This window comes from Halomonas sp. HAL1 (assembly GCF_030544485.1).
Lineage (GTDB): Bacteria > Pseudomonadota > Gammaproteobacteria > Pseudomonadales > Halomonadaceae > Vreelandella > Vreelandella arctica.
The window spans coordinates 794,125-818,271 of record NZ_CP130610.1 but is presented as its reverse complement, the minus strand read 5'-3'; the positions used below and the strand labels follow the sequence as shown (position 1 = coordinate 818,271).

Annotated in this window: 22 protein-coding genes; 7 read left to right on the top strand and 15 right to left on the bottom strand. The window is 46.8% G+C overall.

The annotated features are described in order from the left end of the window. Window positions 1-199 precede the first annotated feature (199 nt). Complete coding sequence (locus tag Q3Y66_RS03890) at window positions 200-1,102, top strand: flagellar hook capping FlgD N-terminal domain-containing protein (protein ID WP_083832239.1); 903 nt, start codon at window positions 200-202, stop codon at window positions 1,100-1,102. Between the two features lie 160 nt (window positions 1,103-1,262). Further along, a complete protein-coding gene (locus tag Q3Y66_RS03885; RefSeq protein WP_008957863.1) occupies window positions 1,263-1,757 on the top strand; it encodes a hypothetical protein in 495 nt (164 codons plus the stop codon). Between the two features lie 149 nt (window positions 1,758-1,906). On the opposite strand, the gene Q3Y66_RS03880 is transcribed toward Q3Y66_RS03885, so the two are convergent. Beyond that, window positions 1,907-2,479, bottom strand: coding sequence for an Lrp/AsnC family transcriptional regulator (locus Q3Y66_RS03880; protein WP_303319528.1), 573 nt, complete (start codon window positions 2,477-2,479; stop codon window positions 1,907-1,909). Window positions 2,480-2,495: 16 nt separating this feature from the next. Between Q3Y66_RS03880 and Q3Y66_RS03875 the strand changes: the two genes are divergently transcribed. Next, window positions 2,496-3,668, top strand: a complete 1,173-nt coding sequence (locus tag Q3Y66_RS03875) for an MFS transporter (RefSeq protein ID WP_008957865.1) — start codon at window positions 2,496-2,498, stop codon at window positions 3,666-3,668. Between the two features lie 90 nt (window positions 3,669-3,758). Here the strand turns inward: Q3Y66_RS03875 and Q3Y66_RS03870 are convergent, their stop codons facing one another. Both Q3Y66_RS03870 and Q3Y66_RS03865 read right to left on the bottom strand, forming a co-directional pair. Beyond that, window positions 3,759-4,709: a DUF808 domain-containing protein gene (locus Q3Y66_RS03870; RefSeq protein ID WP_008957866.1), complete on the bottom strand. Its 951-nt coding sequence runs from the start codon at window positions 4,707-4,709 to the stop codon at window positions 3,759-3,761. A 326-nt stretch (window positions 4,710-5,035) separates the two neighbouring features. Next, window positions 5,036-5,302, bottom strand: coding sequence for a phosphopantetheine-binding protein (locus Q3Y66_RS03865; protein WP_008957867.1), 267 nt, complete (start codon window positions 5,300-5,302; stop codon window positions 5,036-5,038). 138 nt (window positions 5,303-5,440) lie between these two features. On the opposite strand from Q3Y66_RS03865, the gene Q3Y66_RS03860 reads away from it, so the two are divergent. Further along, window positions 5,441-6,455, top strand: a protein-coding gene (locus Q3Y66_RS03860) for an IS630 family transposase (protein ID WP_303319527.1) whose coding sequence is annotated in 2 segments (ribosomal slippage) — window positions 5,441-5,836 and window positions 5,838-6,455 — 1,014 coding nt in all. Because the reading frame shifts where the segments join, the coding sequence is not laid out codon by codon here. Here the strand turns inward: Q3Y66_RS03860 and Q3Y66_RS03855 are convergent. Genes Q3Y66_RS03855 through Q3Y66_RS03840 form a run of 4 tightly spaced genes read right to left on the bottom strand, consistent with a single transcriptional unit; the run spans window position 6,422 to window position 9,878 of the window. Further along, complete coding sequence (locus Q3Y66_RS03855) at window positions 6,422-7,852, bottom strand: class I adenylate-forming enzyme family protein (protein WP_303319526.1); 1,431 nt, start codon at window positions 7,850-7,852, stop codon at window positions 6,422-6,424. The genes Q3Y66_RS03860 and Q3Y66_RS03855 overlap by 34 nt on opposite strands. A gap of 3 nt (window positions 7,853-7,855) precedes the next feature. After that, on the bottom strand, window positions 7,856-8,221 hold the full coding sequence (locus Q3Y66_RS03850; RefSeq protein ID WP_008959005.1) for a hotdog fold domain-containing protein: 366 nt from the start codon (window positions 8,219-8,221) through the stop codon (window positions 7,856-7,858). A gap of 15 nt (window positions 8,222-8,236) precedes the next feature. After that, a complete protein-coding gene (locus Q3Y66_RS03845; RefSeq protein ID WP_161598810.1) occupies window positions 8,237-8,578 on the bottom strand; it encodes a 4'-phosphopantetheinyl transferase superfamily protein in 342 nt (113 codons plus the stop codon). Between the two features lie 4 nt (window positions 8,579-8,582). After that, window positions 8,583-9,878 (bottom strand): diaminopimelate decarboxylase, encoded by a 1,296-nt coding sequence (locus tag Q3Y66_RS03840; RefSeq protein ID WP_008959006.1) that lies wholly within the window; start codon window positions 9,876-9,878, stop codon window positions 8,583-8,585. A 92-nt stretch (window positions 9,879-9,970) separates the two neighbouring features. Between Q3Y66_RS03840 and Q3Y66_RS03835 the strand changes: the two genes are divergently transcribed. Next, complete coding sequence (locus Q3Y66_RS03835) at window positions 9,971-10,285, top strand: hypothetical protein (RefSeq protein WP_139041582.1); 315 nt, start codon at window positions 9,971-9,973, stop codon at window positions 10,283-10,285. A gap of 107 nt (window positions 10,286-10,392) precedes the next feature. Here the strand turns inward: Q3Y66_RS03835 and Q3Y66_RS03830 are convergent, their stop codons facing one another. Beyond that, on the bottom strand, window positions 10,393-11,631 hold the full coding sequence (locus Q3Y66_RS03830; RefSeq protein ID WP_008959007.1) for an MFS transporter: 1,239 nt from the start codon (window positions 11,629-11,631) through the stop codon (window positions 10,393-10,395). 89 nt (window positions 11,632-11,720) lie between these two features. On the opposite strand from Q3Y66_RS03830, the gene Q3Y66_RS03825 reads away from it, so the two are divergent. Both Q3Y66_RS03825 and Q3Y66_RS03820 read left to right on the top strand, forming a co-directional pair. Next, window positions 11,721-12,590, top strand: a complete 870-nt coding sequence (locus Q3Y66_RS03825) for a LysR family transcriptional regulator (RefSeq protein ID WP_008959008.1) — start codon at window positions 11,721-11,723, stop codon at window positions 12,588-12,590. A gap of 142 nt (window positions 12,591-12,732) precedes the next feature. Next, on the top strand, window positions 12,733-14,424 hold the full coding sequence (locus Q3Y66_RS03820) for a hypothetical protein (RefSeq protein ID WP_008959009.1): 1,692 nt from the start codon (window positions 12,733-12,735) through the stop codon (window positions 14,422-14,424). Window positions 14,425-14,688: 264 nt separating this feature from the next. Here Q3Y66_RS03820 and Q3Y66_RS03815 read toward each other — a convergent pair whose 3' ends face one another. From Q3Y66_RS03815 to Q3Y66_RS03785, 7 genes are all read right to left on the bottom strand, one after another. Then, window positions 14,689-14,829, bottom strand: a complete 141-nt coding sequence (locus tag Q3Y66_RS03815; protein WP_008959010.1) for a LysR family transcriptional regulator — start codon at window positions 14,827-14,829, stop codon at window positions 14,689-14,691. A gap of 287 nt (window positions 14,830-15,116) precedes the next feature. Continuing rightward, a complete protein-coding gene (locus tag Q3Y66_RS03810; protein WP_008959011.1) occupies window positions 15,117-15,776 on the bottom strand; it encodes a hypothetical protein in 660 nt (219 codons plus the stop codon). Window positions 15,777-15,867: 91 nt separating this feature from the next. Continuing rightward, entirely contained in the window at window positions 15,868-16,761 is an 894-nt protein-coding gene (locus tag Q3Y66_RS03805; protein WP_008959012.1) for a GIY-YIG nuclease family protein, read from the bottom strand. A gap of 36 nt (window positions 16,762-16,797) precedes the next feature. After that, window positions 16,798-19,854 carry a type I restriction endonuclease subunit R gene (locus Q3Y66_RS03800; RefSeq protein ID WP_008959013.1) on the bottom strand — a complete coding sequence of 1,019 codons (3,057 nt, stop codon included), beginning with the start codon at window positions 19,852-19,854 and terminating at the stop codon, window positions 16,798-16,800. 2 nt (window positions 19,855-19,856) lie between these two features. Next, on the bottom strand, window positions 19,857-20,495 hold the full coding sequence (locus Q3Y66_RS03795; RefSeq protein ID WP_303319525.1) for a hypothetical protein: 639 nt from the start codon (window positions 20,493-20,495) through the stop codon (window positions 19,857-19,859). After that, window positions 20,492-21,775, bottom strand: a complete 1,284-nt coding sequence (locus Q3Y66_RS03790; RefSeq protein WP_008959016.1) for a restriction endonuclease subunit S — start codon at window positions 21,773-21,775, stop codon at window positions 20,492-20,494. The genes Q3Y66_RS03795 and Q3Y66_RS03790 overlap by 4 nt, the downstream gene beginning before the upstream one ends. Continuing rightward, a complete protein-coding gene (locus Q3Y66_RS03785; RefSeq protein ID WP_008959017.1) occupies window positions 21,772-23,958 on the bottom strand; it encodes a class I SAM-dependent DNA methyltransferase in 2,187 nt (728 codons plus the stop codon). Before Q3Y66_RS03785 ends, Q3Y66_RS03790 begins: the two co-directional genes overlap by 4 nt. Window positions 23,959-24,147: the final 189 nt, after the last annotated feature.

Here is a 24,147-nt window from a genome sequence, read left to right as displayed (position 1 = left end):
ATGGTATGGCACTTCGCTTCGTTGAGGCTATGGGTACACCACGAACGAGCCATTAATTTAGCAATAGGAGCGAGATGACGATTATGACTGGATATAACGATACGACTTTCCTCTTGCCAGCAAAGGAAATGCCATACGGCAGCGGCTTAAGCCTGCCCCTCGCGGTAGCTATCTTGCTGATTTCCGTTTTGCTAGCAGCATGTCTCATCAGTGCCAGGAGGTGGATCGCATGATGTACCCAATTAGCAGCTCACCCGTAGCAACAATGAGAACTTCCCACACGGGGACAACAAGAACCAGCGCCCATGGGCAAAGAGGGATTAAAGTATCAGAGGAGCCGTTCTTCCCCCTGCTGGCTGCGCAGATAAAACACCAAGATGCTCTTAAGCCCGTGGATTCCTCCAACGCAGTGTCGCAGCCCTCCGCCCTATCGGAGTTGGCTGCGTTTCAAGAGACTGATAGCACACAGGAACGCAGCGACAGAATCCCGCCCTCAGCGGAAAGTGGACAGTTTCTCGCCTTCCTGAACGAGCAGATAAAACACCAGCAGCTTCTTGAATCAAAAGGCTCCTTCGACTCAGTGTCGCAACTGGTCACCCTCTCAAGGTTGTCTATATATCACGATACGGGCAGAGCGCCGAGACAGTGCCATTCCCATCCAGGCAGCGGCATCTTTGATGCCAGTTGGCTCAATTGCGACACTATTGGGCTTCAGGCCACCACACCACCTCTAGAGGAAAGATATGCTGAGCAGTTTCTGAAGGGCGGCAAATGGGATGCTGACGTTATTTTCCTAGCGGCTGAAAAAACCGACCTACATACGCCCCCTCTTCAGGCGCCTGCAGCACTCGATCAAGCGCTCGCTTGGGAAGCCTTCATGGATGACGTTTATTATCCTGACCCGGTGAGTATCTCTATAAATTTGAGCCACGCCTGGGCCATTGGCGTGTGGATTCCGTTCTACAACCCCGCCCTACCCAAACGAACAGGCGCCAAATCGAAACGCCGGTCATCGCCTTCCCGCCTAACTGAGCATTGGATATCAAGTAGACACAACAGCCTGGAGCAAGACGAGCTGCCTGCTGGGCTTGCTGCTCAATGAAATAAATAAGATGGCCAACAGCACCTTCTCCTAAAACAGAAACACGCACTACCTCGCAGCAAAGCTGCGTCTTACTAACTACCTGCTACACACTATCCACTACACGCTACCTACTAGAAGATAGGTATAGAGTATTTTAAATTATCATAAGGAACCCTTTATGGACATTTCACCTCTTGGTTGGTTACACACTATGGGAAGCCTTCCGGCCATTCCTCTCGCTATCTATATGCTTGTTAAACATGGTCGAGTTGCCCCCAACACCAAGGCAGGTCGCGCTTATTTCTGGTTCATGTTGCTAGGCGCGCTCACGGTCTATCCTATTGCGCATCAGCCCATAAGCTCGATCGTTGCCACCATCACGCTCGGGGTGGTTTTATTGGGATATGGTATCGCCAGGTGGCCCAAAACGAAGCGATTCGGCAAATATGTCGAAACTGTTTTACTGAGCATCAGCATTTTCATGTTAATGATCCCCACCGTCAGTGAAAGTTTGAGGCGGCTACCTGTCGGAGATCCACTCGTGACTAATCTGGATGACCCGCTATTGCTCGGCGTACAAAGCGTACTGTTGATTGCACTCATTCTTGGTATTCCGTTGCAGCTGCGGGCGCTCTACAAACAACAAGCGCTTCAAAATAGGCTGAACAACTAAGGTAAATAAGTTCTAAGTTGCGTGGTTACCGACTCCCTCGGCTGTATCGTTCAAGGCGAGGGGTAGATCAGTGTCCTGCCAAGGGCACCACCTCAAAGATACTCTTCTGGCTCGCCGTCCCCCTTCCATCATGCTATCGAGCGGGCTACCTAATCTGGCGATGGGCCTCTTTCCAGGAAGGTGGAAAGTGCAATATAGCTGCGGACAGACCTGACCCCTTCAAGGCTCTGAATCTCCATCAGGAAGTCCTCAAGCGATTCAGTGTTAGCAGCACGTACCTTAATGAACACACAGCCATCTCCTGCCACGGTGTGCAGCTCTTCTACTTCGGGTCTGTCGGCAAAGGCCAGTAGTTTGCGCGTGGCGCTGTAGCTACTGGTATCAACCAGCAGGAAAGTCAGCAGCGTTCGGCCAAGCTTGCAGCCGTCCAGTATGGCGACGGTGCCCTTGATGACCCCATCACGCTTAAGTCTTTTTACGCGGTCATGCACAGCGGGAGCGGATAGATGCACGATTTTGCTGAGTTCAGCGTAGCTACGCGACGCATCTTCGGCGAGCGCGCCTAATATTTTTCGGTCAATTGAATCAAGTTCAGCCGGATGATGCTTTATCTGCCGAATAGCATCTGTTTCTTTATCTGACGGCACCATTATCGTTTTACCTCCGAATATTATTTTCAATAAAATAAATATAACCGAACCACATTCGATTGAAAATATCATTTACGGAGACACTATTATGCCATTAGCACTTTTCGCGTTAGCGATTGGCGCATTCGGTATCGGAATGACGGAATTCGTCGTCGCTGGCATCCTTCCCCAGATCGCCAGGGATTTCGGCGTCGATATACCCACGTCAGGTTTAATGGCCACCACCTACGCATTAGGCGTGTTCGTAGGTGCGCCCATCCTGACGATTCTAGGCGCCAAGGTGCCACGTAAAACGATGCTTATTAGCCTCGCTCTCATCTTCACGCTAGGTAACGTGATCACGGCAGTGGCGCCGACGCTCCCCATCGCGCTGGCGGGCCGTATTTTAACGGCGTTCAACCACGGCACTTTCTTCGGTATGGGCTCCATCATCGCCGCCTCGCTGGTCGCGAAAGACCGTCAAGCAAGTGCCATCGCTTTCATGTTCTCGGGGCTAACGATGGCCAACCTATTCGGCGTTCCTGCTGGCACCTGGCTCGCGCAAGCCTACAGCTGGCGGCTAGTGTTTTGGTTGATCGCCGGGATCGGTCTTATCACCGTCATCAGCATCGCGCTGCTAGTGCCCCCCATCAAAGCGGGCAAGGCCATCGCCTTGAAGAGTGAACTACGTGCCTTCGCAGACCCCCAGGTGCTGCTCGCCATGGGCATTACCGTCTTCGGCCCTGCCGCTTTCTTTACCTCTATTACCTACATCGCCCCGATGATGGTCGAAGAGGCAGGATTTACCGACACCGGTGTGGCAAAACTGATGGTTCTGTTCGGACTGGGTCTGGCGGTTGGTAACTGGATAGGCGGTCGATTTGCTGACCGTTCACTTTTCGGAACGCTGTTTGTGACCCTTGCCGCGCAGGCTGCGGTACTTTTCGTCTTCTGGCTCGGCGTTGGGAACAGCGTTGTGGCCTCGGCCTCGGTCTTCCTCATGGCCGCCTTTGGCTTCGCCACCGTATCCCCGATCCAGAAACTGGTGATGGACCGTGCCAGCCAAGCAGGCGCACCCACCATGGCAGCGTCGGTGAACATCGGTATGTTCAACCTGGGTAATGCTATCGGCGCATGGGTGGGTGGCGCGACGATTGCCGCCGGGTTCGGTTTGGCCTCTCCAAACTGGGCGGGCGCCATCCTTTCGCTGATCGCTTTAGGCTTGGCCGTTATTGCCTGGGCGAGCGCCGGTCAGCAGTATTCAGCGGCGGTGGCAGAGTAAGGTCACGGGACATACCCTCCCCTATCTCACAAAAATGCCCGCCTTGATGGCGGGCATTTAGATGCCTGATACTTACCTCGCGGCGCGCACCTACTCGGCATGCGCCTTCTTGGTGGGAATGAGGTGCAACACCCCCACCACCACCGAGCCCACCAAAAAGCCAATCACTGCAGAGCACAGCGTATTGAAGCTCCAGCCCAGCGTGCCGCCCAAGGCACCGGTGGCCTCGCTAATGCCTAGCTCAATATGGTGTACCCACTCATAGGGCGCGTTGAACCACCCCGTGCCATCGGCACCCAGATTGACCATCAGGATATGCCCACCCACCCAGAGCATAGCGACGGTGCCCACGACCGAGATGGTCGCTAGCACCTTGGGCATGGCCGTCACCAGCCCACGGCCCAGGGTCTGCATGCTCGTACTATCCCGCTGGGCGAGCTTCAGGCCCATATCATCCATCCTGATCAACAGCGCGACCACGCCATACACCAGAATGGTGATGAAAAACGCGACCACTACCAGGCTCGCCAGCTGTGACCAGAAGCCTTGATGGGAGACCGTGGCCAGCGCGATCACCATGATTTCAGCCGACAAAATCAGGTCGGTACGAATGGCGCCACTCACGATCTTTTTCTCGGCTTCCGGCCCCTGCTCTACCGCTGGCTTTTCCTCGTCATGCTTGCCGGAAAGCTTGTGCCAGACTTTCTCCGCGCCCTCAAAAGCCAGGTAGGTGCCGCCTATCATCAGGATGATCGGCAATAGCGCGGGCAAAAAGTGATTCAGCAGCAGCGCCACCGGCAGGATAAAAATCAGCTTGTTGCGGATCGACCCCAGCGCGATCTGCTTCACAAGCGACAGTTCACGCTCCGCTGCCACCCCCTGCAAATATTGCGGCGTCACAGCCGTATCATCCACCACCACCCCGGCCGCCTTCGCCGTCGCTCGCCCAGCGGCGGCACTCACATCGTCCAGTGATGCTGCGGACAACTTCGCCAGTGCGGCAATGTCGTCCAGTAATCCTATCAAGCCGCCTATGGCCATGGATGCTTCCTCCGTGAATAACAGTTGCTGATAGTAAATCACATAGCGGCTGGGGCGGATGCCCTCTTTTGCACCAAGGGCAGTGTTGTTTCAGTCTAACCCTCAATTATCTGACCTGTTGAGCATGCTTAAAGGCCAGCATCAGGTGGAGTATCTCATTGAGCGAGTGCTACTAATCTAGGGGCAAGGTCAGGCCCAGCCACCGGTAAACCGATGGTGATGTCGCTCGGTTGGCACGGGTATTTAAGCCTAAAATGGTCCATCATATTAAAAATTAAATATGAATAATTGGTGCGAGGAGAGTTACTCCTCGCAAACCTCTACACTTAATCTTGTTCTTTTTCTCTAACCGCCTGAACTAAAAACTCAGTATAGGCATTTACAGTTAAAAAATCTTCCATGTCTAATTCTTCTGGATCAATATCAAAACCAAGCTTTTCCTCTAATTCTAGCAGAGACTCAAGCATGGTTGTTGAGTCCATATGTAAGTCCTCAAACATGCGTATATCGAAATTTAGTTTACCAACTGACTCTCCAAGAACATTTTCCAACGCCTCTTTGAGAGCTTCCTTCGCGGATTCTTTATCAAACATAACATTCCTCCTTTAGTATTTTTCCAACTCGACCTTGTCAATTTTTCCGTTTTGATTAACCGGCATGCTATCTAAGTACCAAAACACATATTTTCCGCTATGCTTATAAACCTGACCCGTTGATCCAGGACGATGCGCATGACATTCCGCTTTGTGCCTTCCCTATCCGACACAGACCTTCATACATTGATGGCAACCTATACCTATGGCGTGAAACCCGCCTTGCGTCGTCGGGCTCATGCCATCGTGCTGAGTCACCAAGGTCATACCATCGATCAGATCTGCAAGATTCTGTCCGTTACCCGCGAAACAGTTTCGCTCTGGTTCGATGCTTGGGAGGCACAGGGCCTCGATGGGCTCCGGGACAAGCCTCGCGCCGGGCGACCCGCCATCTATAGTGATGCGGAGCGGGAGCGGTTACTTGAACTCGTACAAGAGCAACCTCATCAGCTGAAGGCCGTCCAGGCACGACTCCAGCAGGAAACCGGAAAAGGTGCCTGTACCATGACGCTCAAGCGAGCATTAAAAAAATCTGGGGTATAGCTTTAAGCGCACCCGGCGATCCCTGAAAAGCCAGCGTAACGAGACTGACTTCCGCCATACACAAGGCCTGCTGGCTGAGCTTCAGCGTTGGGAAGATCGGGGCGAGACGGAACTGTACTATTTCGATGAGTCAGGCTTTGCCCTGTCCTCCGTCTTGCCTTACGCCTGGAGCCCTATCGGCCATCCTCAGGAAATGCCGGGCTACTCGCATAGTCAGCGCCTGAACGTACTGGGCTTCTTGAGTCGTCAGGGCTCGCTGATTTACCACTCGACCATGACGACCATCACCACCGAGGTGGTCATTGAGGCTTTTGACCGCCTGATTGCCCAGAAGTCGCCGGACGCTTTTGCCATCGTGGTGCTGGATAATGCCAGTGTCCATCGCTCAAAGGCTTTCCGACATAAGGAGTTGGAATGGATGTCGCACCGTGTGTACCTCGTCTATCTATCTGCTTATTCGCCGGAGCTAAATCTCATCGAGATTCTTTGGCGCAAGGTCAAGTATGAGTGGCTGCCGTTGACGGCTTATGAAAGCTTCTCGTCCTTGAAAGACTATGTCCATAAGGTGTTGTCAGGCTACGGCAACGAATACCGGATTATTTTTGTATAAGTACTTAACACAATCACTTTACTTGGAATTTTATATTCTTCAATTTTAGTTCTTAAGTAATCTTTTAAGTCAAAATTCTTATCCGATGAGAGAACAAATAGCTTACTTTTTTTATTTTTTGTGGGTGGTATAAGAGCTGCGGCCTCAACGCAGCTAGCACTCATGGCAGCCGCTTCAACCTCTACACAAGAAACTCTGTAACCACCTTGTTTAAAAATGTCTTTATTTCTGCCAGCACAAAACAAGTAACCCTCTTCATCAAGCCAACCTAAATCACCAGTATGCAACTCTCTCAGCACATCAAATTTTGTTTTGAAAGTTTTCTCAGTAAGCTCTTTAGCTCCCCAGTAACCACTCATTAAATGTGGCCCGATAACGACAATATACCCCATCTCATTTGCTTTTAATTCTACTCCATCTTCGTTAACGATTTTCACCTCAGAGCCACTCAATGGCAGGCCACAAGTTCCAGGTCTACTAATATCCGCATCTAAAGGTGCAATAGAAACACGTTTACACTCAGTAAGGCCATACATCAACTGAAAACTAACATCAGGCATCTCCTGACGAATAATATCTATAGAACTTTGGTTTACAGACGCACCAGTTGAAGTTATAGTACGCAAGCTACATTTAAATCCATCTGCCTTTTTTAGCAACAAAGCCATATTATCAATCATTGATGGAACTGCCGCTAACACATTAGCGTTTGTGCTTGAAATAGTTTTTAAAATAAAAACGCCTGAATCTTTTTCTGAAGACAAAAATAATTTTGACTGTGATGCAAAACAGATAAATACTTGATACAAACCATAATCAAAAGAGAAGGGAGATAAAGTTAAAACCACATCACTAGGATAGTAATCAATCTTTTCTAAAATTGCATTAATTACAAAAAATGATTGTTTATGCAATGTTGCTATACCCTTGGGCTTACCTGTTGACCCAGATGTATATATTAGACACGCAAGGTCTTCTGGAAGAGGATAACTTTGACACAAGTTACCACTATCACATTGGTAGTAAAAGAGATTTCCGTGAGAAACTACTTTATTATTAACTAAAACCTCACTCTCTAATATTTCAATAAAAGCTGTAGCTTGAGAGTCGTCAATAATATAATTTACTTGGTCAGGTGGGGCGCTAGAGAACACAGGGCAAAAACCTGCTCTAGCCTTCAATAAACCTAATATAACAATCACATAGCTTATAGAGTTAACACCTCTTACAACAACTCTATCACCTGGAGATACAATAAAATCACTAAAATACAAAGCTGCACTGTCAGAGTATGAGTCTAGATCTCTAAAGCTTATAGTACCATCCTTATCCTCAATAGCTGTTTTGTCGGGACTTTTTTCAACAGCTAACTTCAAGAATGTTATTAACGTAGACATAGATCAAACTCCTTTCGCTTTGACAAAAGGTATAACAAAGGTACCTTTCGCATCAGCAACTAGATCATTATTACCATTATATTCTTTTAACCCGGTTACCCTCCAAGCATTTACTTCAACATTTCTTTTTAATCTGCTAGAGCTTACTATTCTAGCGTAAACCTTTAGAAAGTCTCCCGGGTTTACTTTTTGATAAAAATTAACATTCTCCCACTTTGATAAAAGACCTTCGTCATTGTCATTCATTAACGCCAGGCCAGTTATAGCGTCGCCAAACAACTCTAGCACGTGAGCCCCTGCTACTACTTTTCCATCATAATGTATGTCTTTAAAAGAAACCCTAGTAGTCAAGCTAAACTCTTTATCCATAAAACCTCCTTACAACTACTTTATTAATGCTATTGCCACACATATATTTTTCTTATGGGAAATTGATACGGTTAAACCACCTGTAAAACTAATATCGTAGGGAAAGTCCAACTTAACAACTGGCACATTATTTACGTTATTTAAAACCTCAATGCTTTTAGGTTTAAATTTAAGCTTTTCGCCTGTATAAGAACACAAGCATTTAAAAACAGCCTCTTTTGCACAAAATCGCGAAGAAAGATATTCAATCTTTCTAGAACGACTAAATGTTTCACTTTTCAGGAATTCCTCATAAGTATAAGCATACAAAACAAACCATCGTTTAAAACACATACTTTCAACTTCTTTAGTTGACACGACATCAATTCCTATCATTCGAACATAGCCTCTTATTATTAAGAAACTGCTTTTTTAAAGAATCTTCTATACAATCACGTTCTCTTATTAAATTGACGCCATTTCCAGTATGCATTACCTCTGCAGGATAACCATGGCTAAGAAAATAAACTGGAGATGCAGTTGGGCCATATGCACCTGACTGATACACAATCACTTGATCAGAAATGCTAGGTTCTGACATATTTGTTTTTTTTATAAGTATATCTGTTGGTGTACATAAAGGCCCAGTAATGGTAGTGAGTCCATTATTTTCCTTTACTGGTGTTTTTTTAAAAACAGAATAAGGTAAATTTTTCTTTGAAAAACTTCCAAGACCTGACGCTAGCAAATGGATATTCATACCGCCATTAGTGATTGCAAAAGTTTCACCCTTAGATTCTTTTACATCAATGACTTTAGTTATTAGCACTCCACTGTTAGCAACTAAATATCTTCCGATCTCCATAACTATCTCACATCCTGGGTGTTGTCTTTTGAAAACATGAAATGCTTGTGACAACTCTTTCCCTATAACTTCAATATCTAACTCTTTCTCACCATCATAGTAAGGAACTCCAAATCCACCTCCGACATCAACCATACTAAGCTGAATCTTATTTTCTTCAGCTAGCTTATCAAATAAGGATAACTTACGTAGTGTGTTATTAACAATATCAGACTCACTTAATATCCTAGTACCCATATATGCATGAAAACCAACAATATTAATACAGCTATAAGATTTGTATTTTTTAATTAAATTGGCAGCTTCAGTATCATCTACACCAAACTGACGAGGCTTTCCTGACATTTTCAGTGTTTCACTACCTCCTTTAAACGATGGATTTAATCTTACTATTATATTGACCGGACCATTAGAGCAATTATCACACAATTCAATAATTCTAATTATTTCACTTTCAGATTCACAAACTATCGCCTGTATTTTAAATTCTATGCATGCTCTCAGCTCAACATCAGACTTACCTGGCCCTACAAAAATTATATCCTCAGGAGACATTCCAGCTTCTTTGGCAATAACAAGCTCACCATAAGAAGAAACCTCACTGCCAATATCATATTTTTTCATGATATTAACTATTTGCACATTTGGATTGGCCTTCAAAGAATAAAGTATTTTAGCACAACCACCTAAATTACTTTTTAAAGTAAGAATATTATTTATTATATCTTTTTCAGAGTATAAGTATGTAGGCGTTCCAAATTTATCAGCCACATTACTTATGCAATTTTCATCAGGAATCCAATAAGAAGACATAAATCCTCCATTAGTTGATTTCGATTCTCATTAACGTTTCTTCGTGGTGTTGCATGCCCTCATGGCTAAGTTGTTCCGAGGAAAATAGTGATGTGGTAGACAAATCACCTTCTATCCTTTTATTCAGTGTTTTCATTAACATTACTATGGGTGTATTTTTTTTGTTTACAGATGCCTCAATAGCTGTAATTCCATTTTCTATTTCTTTTTCGACCGCATATAAAATTAGATTTAAACCAAGATTAGCTACTCCATGCCTTTTCTTTGCAGCTGTTTGCCATAAAAAATATGTTTCGGGATCATCAGGTTTTCTAAACCCCGTTACAAATGAAATAACTTTATTGTCCTTTATTGCTATTGCAGAATTTTGCGAAAAAAAAAGAGCACCATATAAGGTATATATATAAGCTGTTACTATCTAACTGTTCATTTTCGTCGACAAGTGTCTTAACCTCTTGAGCATGACATGCTTCAGGTCTAGTGAATATTACATTTTCCATTTTACCTCCAAAGGCTATATTGCCTTTTCGCTATGATAAGGAGTAAGAACTATAATAGCGGCTGTGAAAAAAATACCTCCTGCAATAAACCACAGTGTAAAATACGATCCAGTCATAAATGCAATCACCCCCCCTAAAAAAGCAACCAGACCAGCCCCTATTTGATGAGCCACATTTATCCAGCTAAAAGCAAAAGGCCCTCGATCTCCAAATATTTGGTTGCATAAATTAATGACAGGAGGAACAGTTGCAACATCAAATACGCCAAACACGACGGCAAAGACTATCAGTTCCCAACCTACTGGTTGTGATAATATAAAGGGCAGACAAATCAAACTAGCGCCTCGTAAAATAAAAATAACTGATAGTAGTTTCTGTTTATTTATTTTATCTGAAAGCCATCCTGCTCCAATAGTACCTGGAATATTTAACAGACCTATTATCAATAGCAAATAAGAAGAGTCGGCTACTGATATTCCTTCTAAAGATGCTGCAGGAGTAAAACTACTCCACATAAGACCATTTGTAGTGGCACCACACATTCCAAATGCTAGCGCTATCACCCAAAACTTCTTATTTTTCATGAATTTTTTCAAATCAATAAATACATCTGCAAAAGTGCTATCTGGCTTAATGTTGTACTCTGTGACTGTTTTAATCGCAGACATTTTTTCATTAAAAACTAAATATATGATTAATAATGTAACTAATGTAAGAGCAATGCAGCCAATCAAAGGTGCTCGCCAGCTAAATTCATTTGCTAATTTAGCCCATAGAGGTAGTAAAACAAATTGCCCAGTAACAGACGAAGCCGTCAAGATTCCAGTCGGAAGCCCAGTTTTCTTAAACCACGAACGAGCAAATAGCGCACCAAATGACATCGTAAGAGAGCCACACCCAAGTCCAACTAAAATACCCCATGCAAGATTGAAAATAATTTTCGAATTTATCGTGCAAAACAATGCACCTATACAAAGGGTACTAAGGCTGAGTATGACAATTTTTTTGATCCCATATTTTTCCATGAGATGAATCGCAAATGGTGCTGTTGCACCATAAAGAATCATATTTATGGTGATGCCAAATGTTGTATTAAGTGTTGTCCACCCTAATTCTTTAATTAACTGTGAAGTTAACAGACCTGATAACGTCGCATAACTACCAGCAGTTATAACGCATAAAGCGGCAACAAACACAGCGTTAAATTGCTGTTTTTTAGATATAACAGGAGCAACTCTATTGACTTCACTCATATTTGCATTAGTTTCTTTTGATGAATTTATTGAAACATTAGCTCATCATGTCTAATATGTAAATTATCATTAATGAAAATGAGGTTATCATGATTGAAAATCTTAAATGGGATGACTTCAAGGTTATACTGGCAATCGCTGAAGAAAAGGTATTGAAAAAATCAGCTCTTAAGCTGAGCTTTAGCTATCCAACAATATATAGACGTTTAGCGGAGATTGAGAAAAAATGTGGTGTAAAGCTATTTCATCGAGAAAACAACTCATATGTACCTACCTTAGCTGGTCTAGAGTTAGTTAGAAGCGCGAAAGAAATAGAGAAACAAGTTCTTTATGCCCAGCGCAAACTCTACTCCGCTAATGAAAGTTTTTCTGGGAGTTTAACCGTAACCACCACAGATACATTATTATATGGCTTACTAGGAAACATTATTCATGATTTTAATTGTAAGTATAAAGAGCTAAATATAAGCATTATTGTAAGCAATGAACTTATGAGCCTTGAGGCTCGAGACGCTGATATAGCTTTTCGCCCGGTGGTTAGCCCTAATGAGACACTCATCGGTAAAAAGATATTTTCAATTAATCAAGCTGTATATGTTTCACAAGAAAGTAAGCATACGGATTGGTTAGAGAAAGACATCCCTTGGATTGCACCTAATGCAGAAATGCAATATCCACTGCTCAGTGAATGGTTTGACAAAAACAATTTATTAAACAATAGACTATTAAAAAGCAACTCTATACTTATGGATTTCTTCATGGTATCCAATTATGATTATGCTGCAGTTTTACCAACTTATCTTGAGAAAAAAGGAGCTGGAATTAAAAGAATAAGCCCCATTATCCCTGAATTAAGCACTTATATGTGGGGGTTGATGCATACCGATTTAAGGACATCTCAAGCAGTTACTGAACTTCTTAACTATGTGCGTACAAACTGCCAGGATGGTACCGAATAAATTTAGCATGTTATATCAGAGGTGATTTATGAACTCTATTTGGGTGGCACTTGGCTTTAATGTTGAAAGCACTTTTGTCAACTAATACTTATTAGCAATCACGCAAGTTAACTTTTTGAACAATAAGCAGAGCACACCATCCATGGACGCCCCAGAACGCAAAATGCTTAAAGCCACCAGCCATAGACTCACATCATTTCTTGGTAGCGCCACCCAGAACCTTGAGCAAAAAATACGGGCGACTGAGCAAGTAATCCGCGAAATTGATAGCTTGGCCTTACGTAAAGAGGCTCAAGAGCGCGAAGACACTCTCAAGCCTACTTATTCTCAAATGGAAATATGCAGAAAGCGCTTCCTTAACGCCAAACGCAAGAGTGGATTAGGTTATTTATTCACACCAGTGAGCACTTTCCGCAATTGGCGCGAATGGAAACACGCTCAAAAGGAGCATGCCCAAGCAGCGTGCAAGTTCGACGCTCCTTCGACCCAAACACTGCGAGCTGCTGCCATTCATTCGCATAATCATAAGGTAGAAGTAGAACGCAGCAAGCGGTCCGAACAGAGTGCGGCACTTAAGTCCTATCGCTCCCAATATAAAGCTCTTACTGATTTTCAAAAGGCTGCAGCTTCACCGATGGCAGCCGCAGGCGGCGAAGGTTGGCTAGCTGGTGATTTTGCCGAGTATTTCGAGAACATTGCTGCGTTAGTACAAAAGGGCTACATCGCAGATGCTACGAGACTACTCCCAAAGCTCGTCTTCCAAGCACGCCCCTCAAAGGATACATACGTAGGTTGGCAGCAAGAAGCAGAAGGTATACTTAATGCAGTATATCGTAGCCATAATGGCTTACTCGTCACAGGTGGCTTCAGCGAAATTGTTAGGGCATCAGCCAAGCTTGCCATGACTAGTATGTGTAGCGCTTCCGCCGAGAAAATAGCTTCCTGCTCCCACCCTGCAGACCAGTGGCAATTGCTTCCTTTACAGGCTGCATCGCCTCTGAACTTCAACGTCGATGTGCTCTGGACTATCTACTGGGCTATGTTGCAGTGTGAGCAGCAGATGGCTGAGCTTCTTGCTGATACCAAAGCACATGAGGACATACTAAATGGCCGCTTCAGTGCCAATGTTGAAAACTGGCTTACTGGATGGGCAGCCAAACGAATTCAGGATTACGGTTACCCATCTTCCTATTCTTACCTAGGAACTCTTCAGCTAGCTAACACAACCGAAGAAACCCGCACTGGCGCCGATATCGGTGTGATCATTGCATTAAACGTGGGTGGCTTGAGGTGTCGAAAAGCAGTGCTATTGCAGGCCAAGAGAGCGAAACAAGGTATTGCTAATGTGGGTAGTACCAAGGGCCAGCTCCCAAAGCTTTCCAAACTTCCACGCGCTGGCTACTACCTGTTCTATCACGAGTCTCCGACCACACCATTTTGCCCCGTACCAACCGTAAGTTCAGCGGAGCTTCTGCAACAACACATACTTGATATGCAAAAATCACCTGAAGCATGCAACCTTCCACTCGATGTTCGGACCAGTGGCTGGGACTGGGCTAGTTTTTTTAGTTTTGGATTATGTGATGCGCAGTCTGAAATAGGCGAGACATTCGATACGTTCGAGGACGCACTAAGCATCCTCGGTAGCGGCTCAACCGGCCATCTCCCCCAATATGTTTATGTGGTCGCCATTGAGAACGAACCCTACGTGCTTGAATTAAAGAAAAAGCTACGTGAGTACTACCACAGCATGCCGGACAAGGAACGCCAGAAAGCTATTAACAAAAGCCACCGCAAACAACGGAACTACGATGGACCAGAGTTAGGTATGTAGCCTTAAACACAGTAGCAATGCCAAGTTGGCGACAACTAATTCAGAAATATTTAAGGCTCTGAATTTGATAGAGAATTTGGCAGCAACCGATAATTTCACCTTCACAGTGCATCGGGACTAGCACACTGAGCACTTTAGAAGCTGTCGCTGCTCGCGCATATAGTCCGCCGTCGACATCATCCCCAGATTGAACAGCGCTACAGCTGAATCCTTGAGTCGACGCTAGCCCAATAACGCTTCGCTGCCTGGACGTTAGGGCGCGCCTTAGTGCGTGTAGAGGGCGATGGCATTGTGCTCGGGCAAGCTCTCAGCCACCGGGCAGATCAGTTCGCCATTTTCAATTAAGCGTTGTGTTGTGCGCCGCCAACCCAAGGCGATATCGTGCCCCGCGAGAGCCGCTTGCATTAGCAATGGATAGCTGTCGAAAATAGCCCTCTTCGATAATAAGAGCTCAAAGTGCCCTATGGCACGAAATCAGCCATCCCACTCCAGCCAATCCGCTGGATTAGCGTGGTGGTGCAATCATCGACACTACTATCACCGCGCTGAGACCTGTAGCTCAATAAAGGAACCGAGCAAATATTATTAGAGCGACTCAAGCAGAGGCTGTTAGGCAATTGTCGGAAAATGCCGCAGCAGTGGGCCAGCAACTCAAAATCATGAAGCCAACCGGTTACTGCCCACAAAAAAGACTAATGGCTTCGGTTTTCTGAAAGATAATGAATAAAGCGCTCCTTGCCCGTCTCATGTTTCGAAGCCCTATACCACCAAGCGCAAGCTGGATGGGGCACCCCTCTTGACTCAACTTCAAGGTGCTTTGCCAAGTGTCTTTTCGCTTTCGAGGAAACGAAAATCAAGCAATCCGGCTCAATGATATCGACCACACCATTGAGTGTTTGTGAAGCAACCTCAATATCTTCCCGTTGGACGTTGAGGCTTTTTCCGCTAACGGCTGGCCGTTGAAACCCATTCATGAACGCGACGTATCTGAACAGGTTGCCGCCTCCCGAATAACCCGCTTCATTTAGCGCGCGGTTCATACGCCGGTAGATCTCGTGGCCCCTCGCACTCCACTTACCGTCTGGTTTATCGATGATGTTGCGCGTGTGTATCCAACCTGGCATGTCGTCAGTTCCAAAATCCTTCTCAGAGCCCGCATACCAGCGTTGTGCATCAAGGTGAAGCGATCTTCCCGCTGGCAGGTAATGGCTTTCAGCGACCAATAGGATTTTTGGGCCATACTGGCCATAAAGGCGCCCGATGAAAGGACGCATACGCGGGTAGGCTTGATAATGTCGCACTTGATCGAAAGCGTCATCGAACTCTTGCAAGTAGTGATGAATTTCAGACATATAAACTTACTCTGAGCTTAGAGAACCACTCGGCCAACACGAGGCAATTCTGTGATTTTCGTGACAGACGAAAATATCGTAACGCCTATAATCATTTTTTCAGTTTTTCCAATCTCACTTCTTGAATAGCCTTCAGTGTTTTACCGCTCGCATCTTTCCAGGCAATCCGCCCGTTTGAAGCGCCACCGACCAACACACCCGCCGCGGTTGATGGCGACGAAAAACGAAAATCTTGGGTGAAGACCAGCTTTCCATCTAGCGGCGCCAATACGCCCCGCTCTTGCAGAAGTTGACGCTGCTCGCGCATGTAATCGTGAATAGAAACCGTCTCTTCAGCGCGAGCATAGGAGCCTTTTAACACCACAAAGCCATCGGCTACTTCTCTACCAGTGCCTTCAGCTCCACGCTCATTTAGATAAAGCGTTAACGGCGGCTCAGCCTTTTCTGTTTGCGTGGTAGAGGCCTGATTGCTGGCAGATTCAAACGCATCAATGCCTAGCAGCGGAAAAATCACCAGCATTTCAGCTAAAAACCACTCGGCATCGGCTCGGTCGGCTTCAGAAAGCGGGGGCGGCGCAGGAAAGGTGCCGTTATCTAGCGCCCACTGGTTAGCGGTCTTCGCCAAAGCCAGTAAACTTGCTTCCAGGTAACGCACGTTAGCTTTGTTCAAGCCTTCGTTGGTGCTAGTGAAGGCTACCATCCGCGTCCAAAACTCCTTACCTGACACATGCTGCTTAATACGTTCCCCTAGAGCATCTGCTTCGCCTACGTACAACTTGGCCGCACCATCTTCTGTTTGACCGGTGAGCACATACACGCCCGGCTGCGCCATTTCGCTTCTTGCCAGCGCACGCTCAAGCTGGGAGCGGTTAGCCACCACCGCCCTGCCCGTCCAGTTGGATTTCTCGACTATACGCAAGCCTTCTGGCGTGCCATCAGCCAGAAAGATGCGAATAGAGGTTGGGCGGGGTTGAACTTTATGCATGCTAATAAACCTACCTTTTATTTAGCGTACGCGTGATTATTGTCGTATTTTCTTGAATATTTCTAAGGCTAGATGTTGATGGGCAGCGCCTCTGAACTCTTTGTCACTCATCACGCGAGAGAAGATCTCTTCATTGTTTTCCATGCGGTCAATGAATAATTCATCCAACATGCGCTCAAGATAAGCCGAAAAATTTGGTAGGTTATTAGCTTTAGCTGCTTCGACAATATTTTCATTGTTCTCCGCACTGGCGGTGATCTGGTCGAAGAACAGCTGATCGGCTTCTGTGAAGTCGGTGCCAAAACGCTCATTAAGCTTTACTACTAACGAAGAGAGCGTCACAGGCTCTTCTCGAACTCCGCTAGTGCCCACATCGGTTGGCCCTTTCAAGGGGTAAGCTTCGCCTTGACCAAGATCAATAGAACCTTCGGTCATCTGTTGTAAACGGAAATAACGCAAAGCAATCTCGTTATCCAGTGTAAAAGCCTGGCCATCGCTTGGGGGAGGCAATTTCGCCATTAAATTACGCACGAAGGCGTAAAGCTTTTCTAGCTCACTATCCTGATACGGTATAATCTGGGACAAAAACGCATAAAGATTACGGAAGGCGGTCAATTGTCCGCGAAATTCTTCTTGCTCGGCCTCATCTTTTTCGCCAAAACGCTCAATTACCGCGTCCAGCACCGCATTCATTACCCGATGGTCTGCTGCCGAATGATCACGTTTGCTTTTGTACCAGATCTCGGCAAACGCATTGATATCGTCTGGCGCAAATATCGCCCAAGCTAATAACTTATGCTGCAGTTCGGATAGCTGGTGAGCGTCAGCATTTTCGCCAATAGTGGTAGCTTCATAGTAGGGTTTGAAGGCTTGATAGATATCGTCTTCTTCATTGGCAAAATCCAACACAAAAGTACGTGCCTTACCCGGAGCCATGCGGTTAAGCCGCGAGAGTGTTTGTACTGCCTGGACCCCAGCTAGGCGTTTGACCACATACATAGTTTGAAGCAAAGGCTGGTCAAAACCCGTCTGGTATTTTTCGGCCACTAACAGCACACGGTAATCGTCGCGCTCGAAGGTCTCCGGCAATTCGCTCTCGGCCAAGCCTTCATTCATCGCTACTTCGGTGTAGGATGCGCCGGGGTCGTCGGGATCTTCCACGCTGCCTGAGAAAGCCACCAGCGAGCGAATGCCACTGTAGCCATGGTCTTTAATATAACGATCAAACGCCAGCTTGTATTTTACGGCTGCCAAGCGCGAACCAGTGACCACCATCGCCTTAGCCCGCCCAGCCATTTCGCTCATCACATACATACGGAAGTGTTCGACAATGACCGAGACTACTTGATCGATGTTGACGGGGTGCAGCTCCAGATAGCGGCCCAAGGCCTTAGCCGCTTTCTTGCGCGGCACTTCTGGGTCGTTTTCCACCTGCTTGATCAGGCCGAAGAAGCGCTTGTAAGTCGTGTAGTTCTGCAACACATCCATGATGAAGCCTTCTTCGATGGCCTGGCGCATGGAGTACTCATGAAATGGAGAAGTACCTGAGGGGCCTGGCTCATCGAACAAAACTTTTGTCTTGAACTTGGGGGTAGCGGTAAAGGCAAAAAAACTTAGATTGGGTTGCCGTGCCCGGCGTAGTGAATCGCGCAGAATAGCCGCCTTGGCATCGTCAGACAGCGCATCATCCTCTTCTTCCGACATTTGCGCCGCAATGGCAGATTCGATGCCATCCTTATTGAGCATGCCGCGCAGTGCGGTGGCGGTTTCTCCGCTCTGGGAGGAATGCGCCTCATCGACAATCACGGCAAAGCGCTTACCTGCCGTATTGATCTTGATACCACTTCCTTTGCTCTCCAGCGTCGCTAGCGCTTGGGAAATGAACGGGAATTTCTGCAAGGTGGTGATAATAATCGGTGTACCGTTAGACAGCGCCGCGGCGAGCTGCTGGGTATTCTCATCGATTTTCTCTACCACCCCCGTTTTATGCTCAAACTGATAGATCGTGTTTTGTAGCTGTTGGTCGAGTACACGCCTATCAGTGACTACCACGACGGAATGAAATACTTTTTCGTCGTTACCGTCGTGCAGACTGGCCAACCGATGCGCCAGCCAAGCAATCGAATTCGACTTGCCGGAGCCCGCCGAATGCTGAATCAGATAGTTCCGTCCCGATCCATTCACCTGTGCATGGCCTACCAGCTTGCGCACCACATCCAACTGGTGGTATCGCGGGAAGATAATAGTTTCCTTACGGATGGTGCGCATGCCCTTATCGGTTTTAACCTGCCGCTCTTTTACCTCTAAGTGCATAAAACGCTGCAAAATATCCATCAGACTATCGCCTTGCAGCACCTCATCCCATAAATAATGTGTCTTCCAGTTATCCTCTACCGGTGGATTGCCCGCCCCCAGGTTATGACCGCGATTAAAGGGTAGAAAAGTGGTTTCTTTACCCTTGAGCCGAGTAGTCATCCACACTTCATCAGGGTCTACGGCAAAATGCACCAGCGCACGCTTTTTGAAGGCGAATAGCAGATCGCGCTCATCTCGATCGTTTTGGTATTGAGTCACCGCATCCGCCGCGCGCTGGCCGGTCAGCGGATTTTTTAGTTCTATTGTGGCTACCGGTAAGCCGTTCAGGCTCAGGGTCACATCGATAATGCATCGGCGATTCTTACTATCTGCCTTCTTCATCACCGAAGTAAACGCTACCTGCCGAGTAATGGTCAGGCGATTTTGACGGTAGGCAGCTGCCGCCTCTGGGTTCATAGTCGAGTTGGGGAGAAAGTGTGCCAGACGAAAGGTTTTTCCGTAGCACTTAAAGCCGTAGCGCAGCACGTGCAACGTGCCTTTAATCTCCAGCTCTTGAGCCAGACTACCGAGCACTGTAGCGCCGGTTTTATCGCCCAGCAGCGCTTCTAGCTGAGCCCATTTGCTGGGCTGGCTGTCTTGTAGAAAACCGATAACGTCATTAGGGAATAAAGCCAACGTCTCATCATAAGCAGAGGCTTCGCGCTTAGCATAGCCACTCTCGCCGATCAGTCCCGCTTCTATAGCGACCTCAAAGTCGAGTTCTGTATGGCTAGCCATGGTTAAATCTCCTGCACAGAGGTATTCTGTAAATCAGCCAATGCTTGGCCATGAACCTCATCAAAATGGTAATAGCGAATGGAAGGATCAGCTCTAAGCTGTCGGTTGGCTTCTAGATAGGCATCAGGCTGATCATTCTCTGCAAAGACAAATTTACGCAGATGAATTTTGCGCTTGTCTCCAGTATAAATCTCTATAGTTCGTTTGAGACTTTGAACCCAGCACATGCCTGCCCTAAGCTGTGGTACGATTTTTTCAGCGGTCAGACTTTTGGACTTAAACTCAATGCAGTCGGCGCAGAATTTTTGGCCCTTCACATAAAAAATGACGAAATCGCAGCGTTTTGACCACTGTTTGGCCGTATCATCGAGAAAGTGAAAAAGAGGTGGCTTGCTTGGTTTTTCAGGCTCTCCTTTCTTTTTCTTTTTTTTATCAGTTTCAAAGTCATCTTTATCTAGCTTGAATGCGATGCCCTCACCGGGCAGCAATAACTCAATATTTCGCACTTGTGGTTTGGTATCCTCGGGCCGAAAATATTTTTCAGTTAAAATAATCTTCCCCTCCGCGCCATCATGCACTACATACTCGCTGTTAATATACGCTTTTAGATGTTCAAGATAGGTGGAGGCTGCCAATGTCATTGCAAACCTCCAATTTTACCGGTTACAGCCTCAGTAATTAGTGCTGAGCGGTATTCTTCAAGACGTTCGACAGAGAACATCACTTTCTCAAAATGGCCATCAAGCTCCGCGCAAGTATTTTCGATAAAATTTACGATTCGCTCTTGTTCGATTTTATTTACGGGGAGAGGTATTTGAAGGTTCCCATACCTGTCAGCACTGATGTTTTGAATCGTACTTTGTATAAAAGTTGACTGCACCCATTCCCAATAGTGCTTAGAGTTAAGAAACCAGTAGAAGAACCTAGCATCATACTTCTTGCTAATTCGAGCGCGAATCAAGTAGCCAGCATAACAGGCGACACCCCACGATTCCTTGTAGATAAAACTCTTCCCAACGGTTGCACCACTCCGCGCTAAAAGGATGTCATTAGGTTGTAGCAAATACCCTTTCGCAACTTCAGGAGGCAACGAACGGTAAGTTTCGTCGCGTAATCGTCCCAACTTATCAACATCAGTAATCCTGACAAAACGTGGCCATGCAGGTTCATCAAACTCAGCCGTAGCATTCGCTCCATAAGAAAGAGGAGCCGAGGTAACAAATTTTAGTCGTTTCACCTCCCAATGTGCCGGAATATCCCCCAGCCAATCAATGCCGGAGGGCATCATTGGAACGTCGGGGTTTAGTCCCTTGGTAACGGCACGAGTGATCAGGGCTTGGCGTTTTTCAGCCAGCTGATTTAGTAAAGTGCGCTTCTTTTCGATCAAACCGCCAATCTGGGCGGTTTTTTTATCCAGAAATTGTGCTATGCGTTGTTGGGTTTCGAAGGAAGGCAAAGGGAGTGGTTGGTGACCTACAATTTCCCAATCAGCCCGAGGCATTTTTGACCCAAAGGTTTCCGCATCAATGCTGTCGATGAATCCTTTGGAAACGAGGACATAGAAAAGAAAACGGGGAAGAACGATATCCGAGGGCCGGAGGCAAAGTAGTTCACCAGAGCTCACACCGTTAAAACCGGCGTGATAAACCTTGGCAAGATACGGTCGAAGTTTGTTCAGCAACACATCATCAACCTGAAACTTCCGCCCATCCGACTCCGCAGGCAGTGGTTGATCGTTCAACAGCTCTCCTGTCCACGAAGCGATGTCTTCGTTCGATATATATGGCAGATGCACCTGCTCCTCATCCGTGGGCCTCTCAGTTGATAGTCGAACACTCCACTTGAGCCAATCGCTTTTCCAGCCACCTGGTAAGGCCCCAACCCAAGCGGGCAGTTCATCGCTTCTGGCGAAATAGCTCATCCCACCACCCCCTTCAATAGCCCGGCAATCTCACCTTCCAACTCGTTGATCTCCGACTCGATCTCCTCCAGTGGACGTGGTGGCTTATAAGTGTAGAAATGCCGGTTGATGGGAATCTCATACCCGACCTTGGTTTTGCTGTAGTCCACCCAGGCATCCGGCACGTGCGGTAGTACTTCGCTCGCCATATAGGCTTCAATGTGGGTGCGGAAAGCCTCCACCAACTCATCGTTGGGCTTATCCGGCCCCATTTGCATGGGTAGAGGCAGTTGTGTGCCTTGGGGTAACGGAATGTTTTCCGTGTCACGTAGTTCGCTATCCGGCTCTGGGCGGCCCTTGCTGTCACGGCAAATGTCAGCGTTAGGGTCACGCTTACCCAAAGCATTAAAGATGGCTTTTTTGATCGTTCCTAAAATTTTTAGCCCACTTTTTTTGCTGGCATCCGTCAGGTCAGCATCGAAGATGGCGCGGTCACTGTATTGGCCTTTGGCTGCCAAGGACGACAACATGTTTTTAATCGCCGCTTGTAGTGCTCGCCCTTCTTCAATCTCTCGTTCAGCCGCTGCTTCGTTCTTGCGCTTTTTGGAAGCAGCAAGGTTAGTAAAGGCCGTCTGTTCGTCCAACTGAGCAATGCGTCCCGCTGTGGCCTCAAAGTTCATGCGCAGTGGGCGCTCTACCGTCACTTTAAGGAACCCAAATTCGCGGTTTTCGAAAACACGCGATACCACACGGATTTCGCGCTTGCCCGTTTTATGATCGGTGGCCACTTCTGTCTGTTCACCATCCTGATAGTTGCCGTAAAGGCGGGTCAGTTCGCGGATCTGCTCTTCGGTGATTTCATTGCGCTTATTGTTAAGGCTCTTCCCCATACGCTGGGAAAAACGCGTGCCATCAATTAACTGCACCTTGCCGCGTCGCTCGGGTGCTTTACGGTTGGTGACCAGCCAGACGTAAGTGAAAATACCGGTGTTGTAGAACAACTGATCAGGGAGCGCAACGATGGCATCCAGCCAATCATTTTCGATAATCCAACGGCGAATATTAGACGGGCCAGAGCCTGCATCACCGGAGAACAGCGGCGAGCCGTTGAAGACGATAGCAATCTTAGAGCCGGTGGCGTCTTCGCTGCCTTCGGCATAGGGGTGCATCTTTTCGATCATATGCTGCAAGAACAGCAGCGAGCCATCGTTGATGGCGGGTAGCCCAGCCCCAAAGCGGCCGGCAAAACCCATTTCCTTTTGCTCCTTCTCGACAACGGTTTTCTGATCTTTCCATTCCACGCCAAAGGGTGGATTAGCGAGCATGTAGTGAAAGCTATGGCCCTGAAAACCGTCGCGGGTTTTGCCATCACCCAGAGTATCACCCAGCACGATGCTGCTGGTGTCCTCGTCTTTGATCAGCATGTCCGAGCAGCAGATAGCCCAGGATTCGTCGTTATACTCCTGACCGTATAGGGCCAGATTCGCTTGGTCGTTTTGATCCAGAATAAATTTTTCCGATTCCGACAACATGCCGCCCGTGCCACAGGTCGGATCATAAATGGTGCGAAAAATACCAGGCTTGTAAACGTCTTGTTCGCCAGTATAAACGAGGTTAGCCATCAGACGGATGACTTCACGCGGAGTAAAGTGATCCCCAGCCTCCTCATTGGCCTGTTCGTTAAAGCGCATCACCAGATGCTCAAACAAATAGCCCATTTGCAGGTTGTCGATACGCTTAGGGTGCAAATCCACCTCGGCCATTGCTTTTACAATAGTGAATAAGCGGTTGCTGGCATCGAGCTTTTCAATTTGATCTGTAAATTTAAAACGCTCGAAAATGGCACGCGCGGTAGGTGAAAATCCGTTGATGTAAGCAACCAGGTTGGGGGCAATATTTTCGGGGTCACCCAACAGCTTTTCGAAGGTGTAGGGACTGGTGTTATATAGCGGATGTGATCGCTTAGGGTCAGCGGCTTTACCCAGCAGCTTCTCCATGGCGTTTTCAGGCGTATTGCGGGCAAGCAGTTTCTCGTGCTCGGCAAGCACCTTGTCCTTGGTTGGTTCAAGAACACAATCCAGTCGACGTAGCACCACCATGGGCAGCATGACTAAACGGTATTGCGGTGGACGATAAGGGCCACGCAGTCGATTGGCGATTTCCCAAACGTGGCCTTTCAGTTGGTCATGTATCAACATATTCATAACTAAAACCCCAGAATAAAAACAATAAAATTCAAATACTTATATTAACTCAACATACACCATGCTGCTACATTACCTACACTCAACACATACCGAACAGGCCTTACAAAATAGTCGTAGAGCCGGAAATCTTTGCTAGTTTTACGTTGCCGCACTCGTACTAGCTTCTCGGCAGCCTAAACAGCTGTG

Coding starts and splice junctions, on each gene's coding strand:
- Q3Y66_RS03785 (WP_008959017.1), bottom strand. CDS start 23,958: ATGAATATGTTGATACATGACCAACTGAAAGGCCACGTTTGGGAAATC.
- Q3Y66_RS03830 (WP_008959007.1), bottom strand. CDS start 11,631: ATGAGTGAAGTCAATAGAGTTGCTCCTGTTATATCTAAAAAACAGCAA.
- Q3Y66_RS03825 (WP_008959008.1), top strand. CDS start 11,721: ATGATTGAAAATCTTAAATGGGATGACTTCAAGGTTATACTGGCAATC.
- Q3Y66_RS03815 (WP_008959010.1), bottom strand. CDS start 14,829: ATGCAAGCGGCTCTCGCGGGGCACGATATCGCCTTGGGTTGGCGGCGC.
- Q3Y66_RS03840 (WP_008959006.1), bottom strand. CDS start 9,878: ATGTCTTCTTATTGGATTCCTGATGAAAATTGCATAAGTAATGTGGCT.
- Q3Y66_RS03880 (WP_303319528.1), bottom strand. CDS start 2,479: ATGATATTTTCAATCGAATGTGGTTCGGTTATATTTATTTTATTGAAA.
- Q3Y66_RS03865 (WP_008957867.1), bottom strand. CDS start 5,302: ATGTTTGATAAAGAATCCGCGAAGGAAGCTCTCAAAGAGGCGTTGGAA.
- Q3Y66_RS03810 (WP_008959011.1), bottom strand. CDS start 15,776: ATGTCTGAAATTCATCACTACTTGCAAGAGTTCGATGACGCTTTCGAT.
- Q3Y66_RS03870 (WP_008957866.1), bottom strand. CDS start 4,709: ATGGCCATAGGCGGCTTGATAGGATTACTGGACGACATTGCCGCACTG.
- Q3Y66_RS03790 (WP_008959016.1), bottom strand. CDS start 21,775: ATGAGCTATTTCGCCAGAAGCGATGAACTGCCCGCTTGGGTTGGGGCC.
- Q3Y66_RS03795 (WP_303319525.1), bottom strand. CDS start 20,495: ATGACATTGGCAGCCTCCACCTATCTTGAACATCTAAAAGCGTATATT.
- Q3Y66_RS03805 (WP_008959012.1), bottom strand. CDS start 16,761: ATGCATAAAGTTCAACCCCGCCCAACCTCTATTCGCATCTTTCTGGCT.
- Q3Y66_RS03885 (WP_008957863.1), top strand. CDS start 1,263: ATGGACATTTCACCTCTTGGTTGGTTACACACTATGGGAAGCCTTCCG.
- Q3Y66_RS03820 (WP_008959009.1), top strand. CDS start 12,733: ATGGACGCCCCAGAACGCAAAATGCTTAAAGCCACCAGCCATAGACTC.
- Q3Y66_RS03800 (WP_008959013.1), bottom strand. CDS start 19,854: ATGGCTAGCCATACAGAACTCGACTTTGAGGTCGCTATAGAAGCGGGA.
- Q3Y66_RS03855 (WP_303319526.1), bottom strand. CDS start 7,852: ATGTCTACGTTAATAACATTCTTGAAGTTAGCTGTTGAAAAAAGTCCC.
- Q3Y66_RS03850 (WP_008959005.1), bottom strand. CDS start 8,221: ATGGATAAAGAGTTTAGCTTGACTACTAGGGTTTCTTTTAAAGACATA.
- Q3Y66_RS03890 (WP_083832239.1), top strand. CDS start 200: ATGTCTCATCAGTGCCAGGAGGTGGATCGCATGATGTACCCAATTAGC.
- Q3Y66_RS03875 (WP_008957865.1), top strand. CDS start 2,496: ATGCCATTAGCACTTTTCGCGTTAGCGATTGGCGCATTCGGTATCGGA.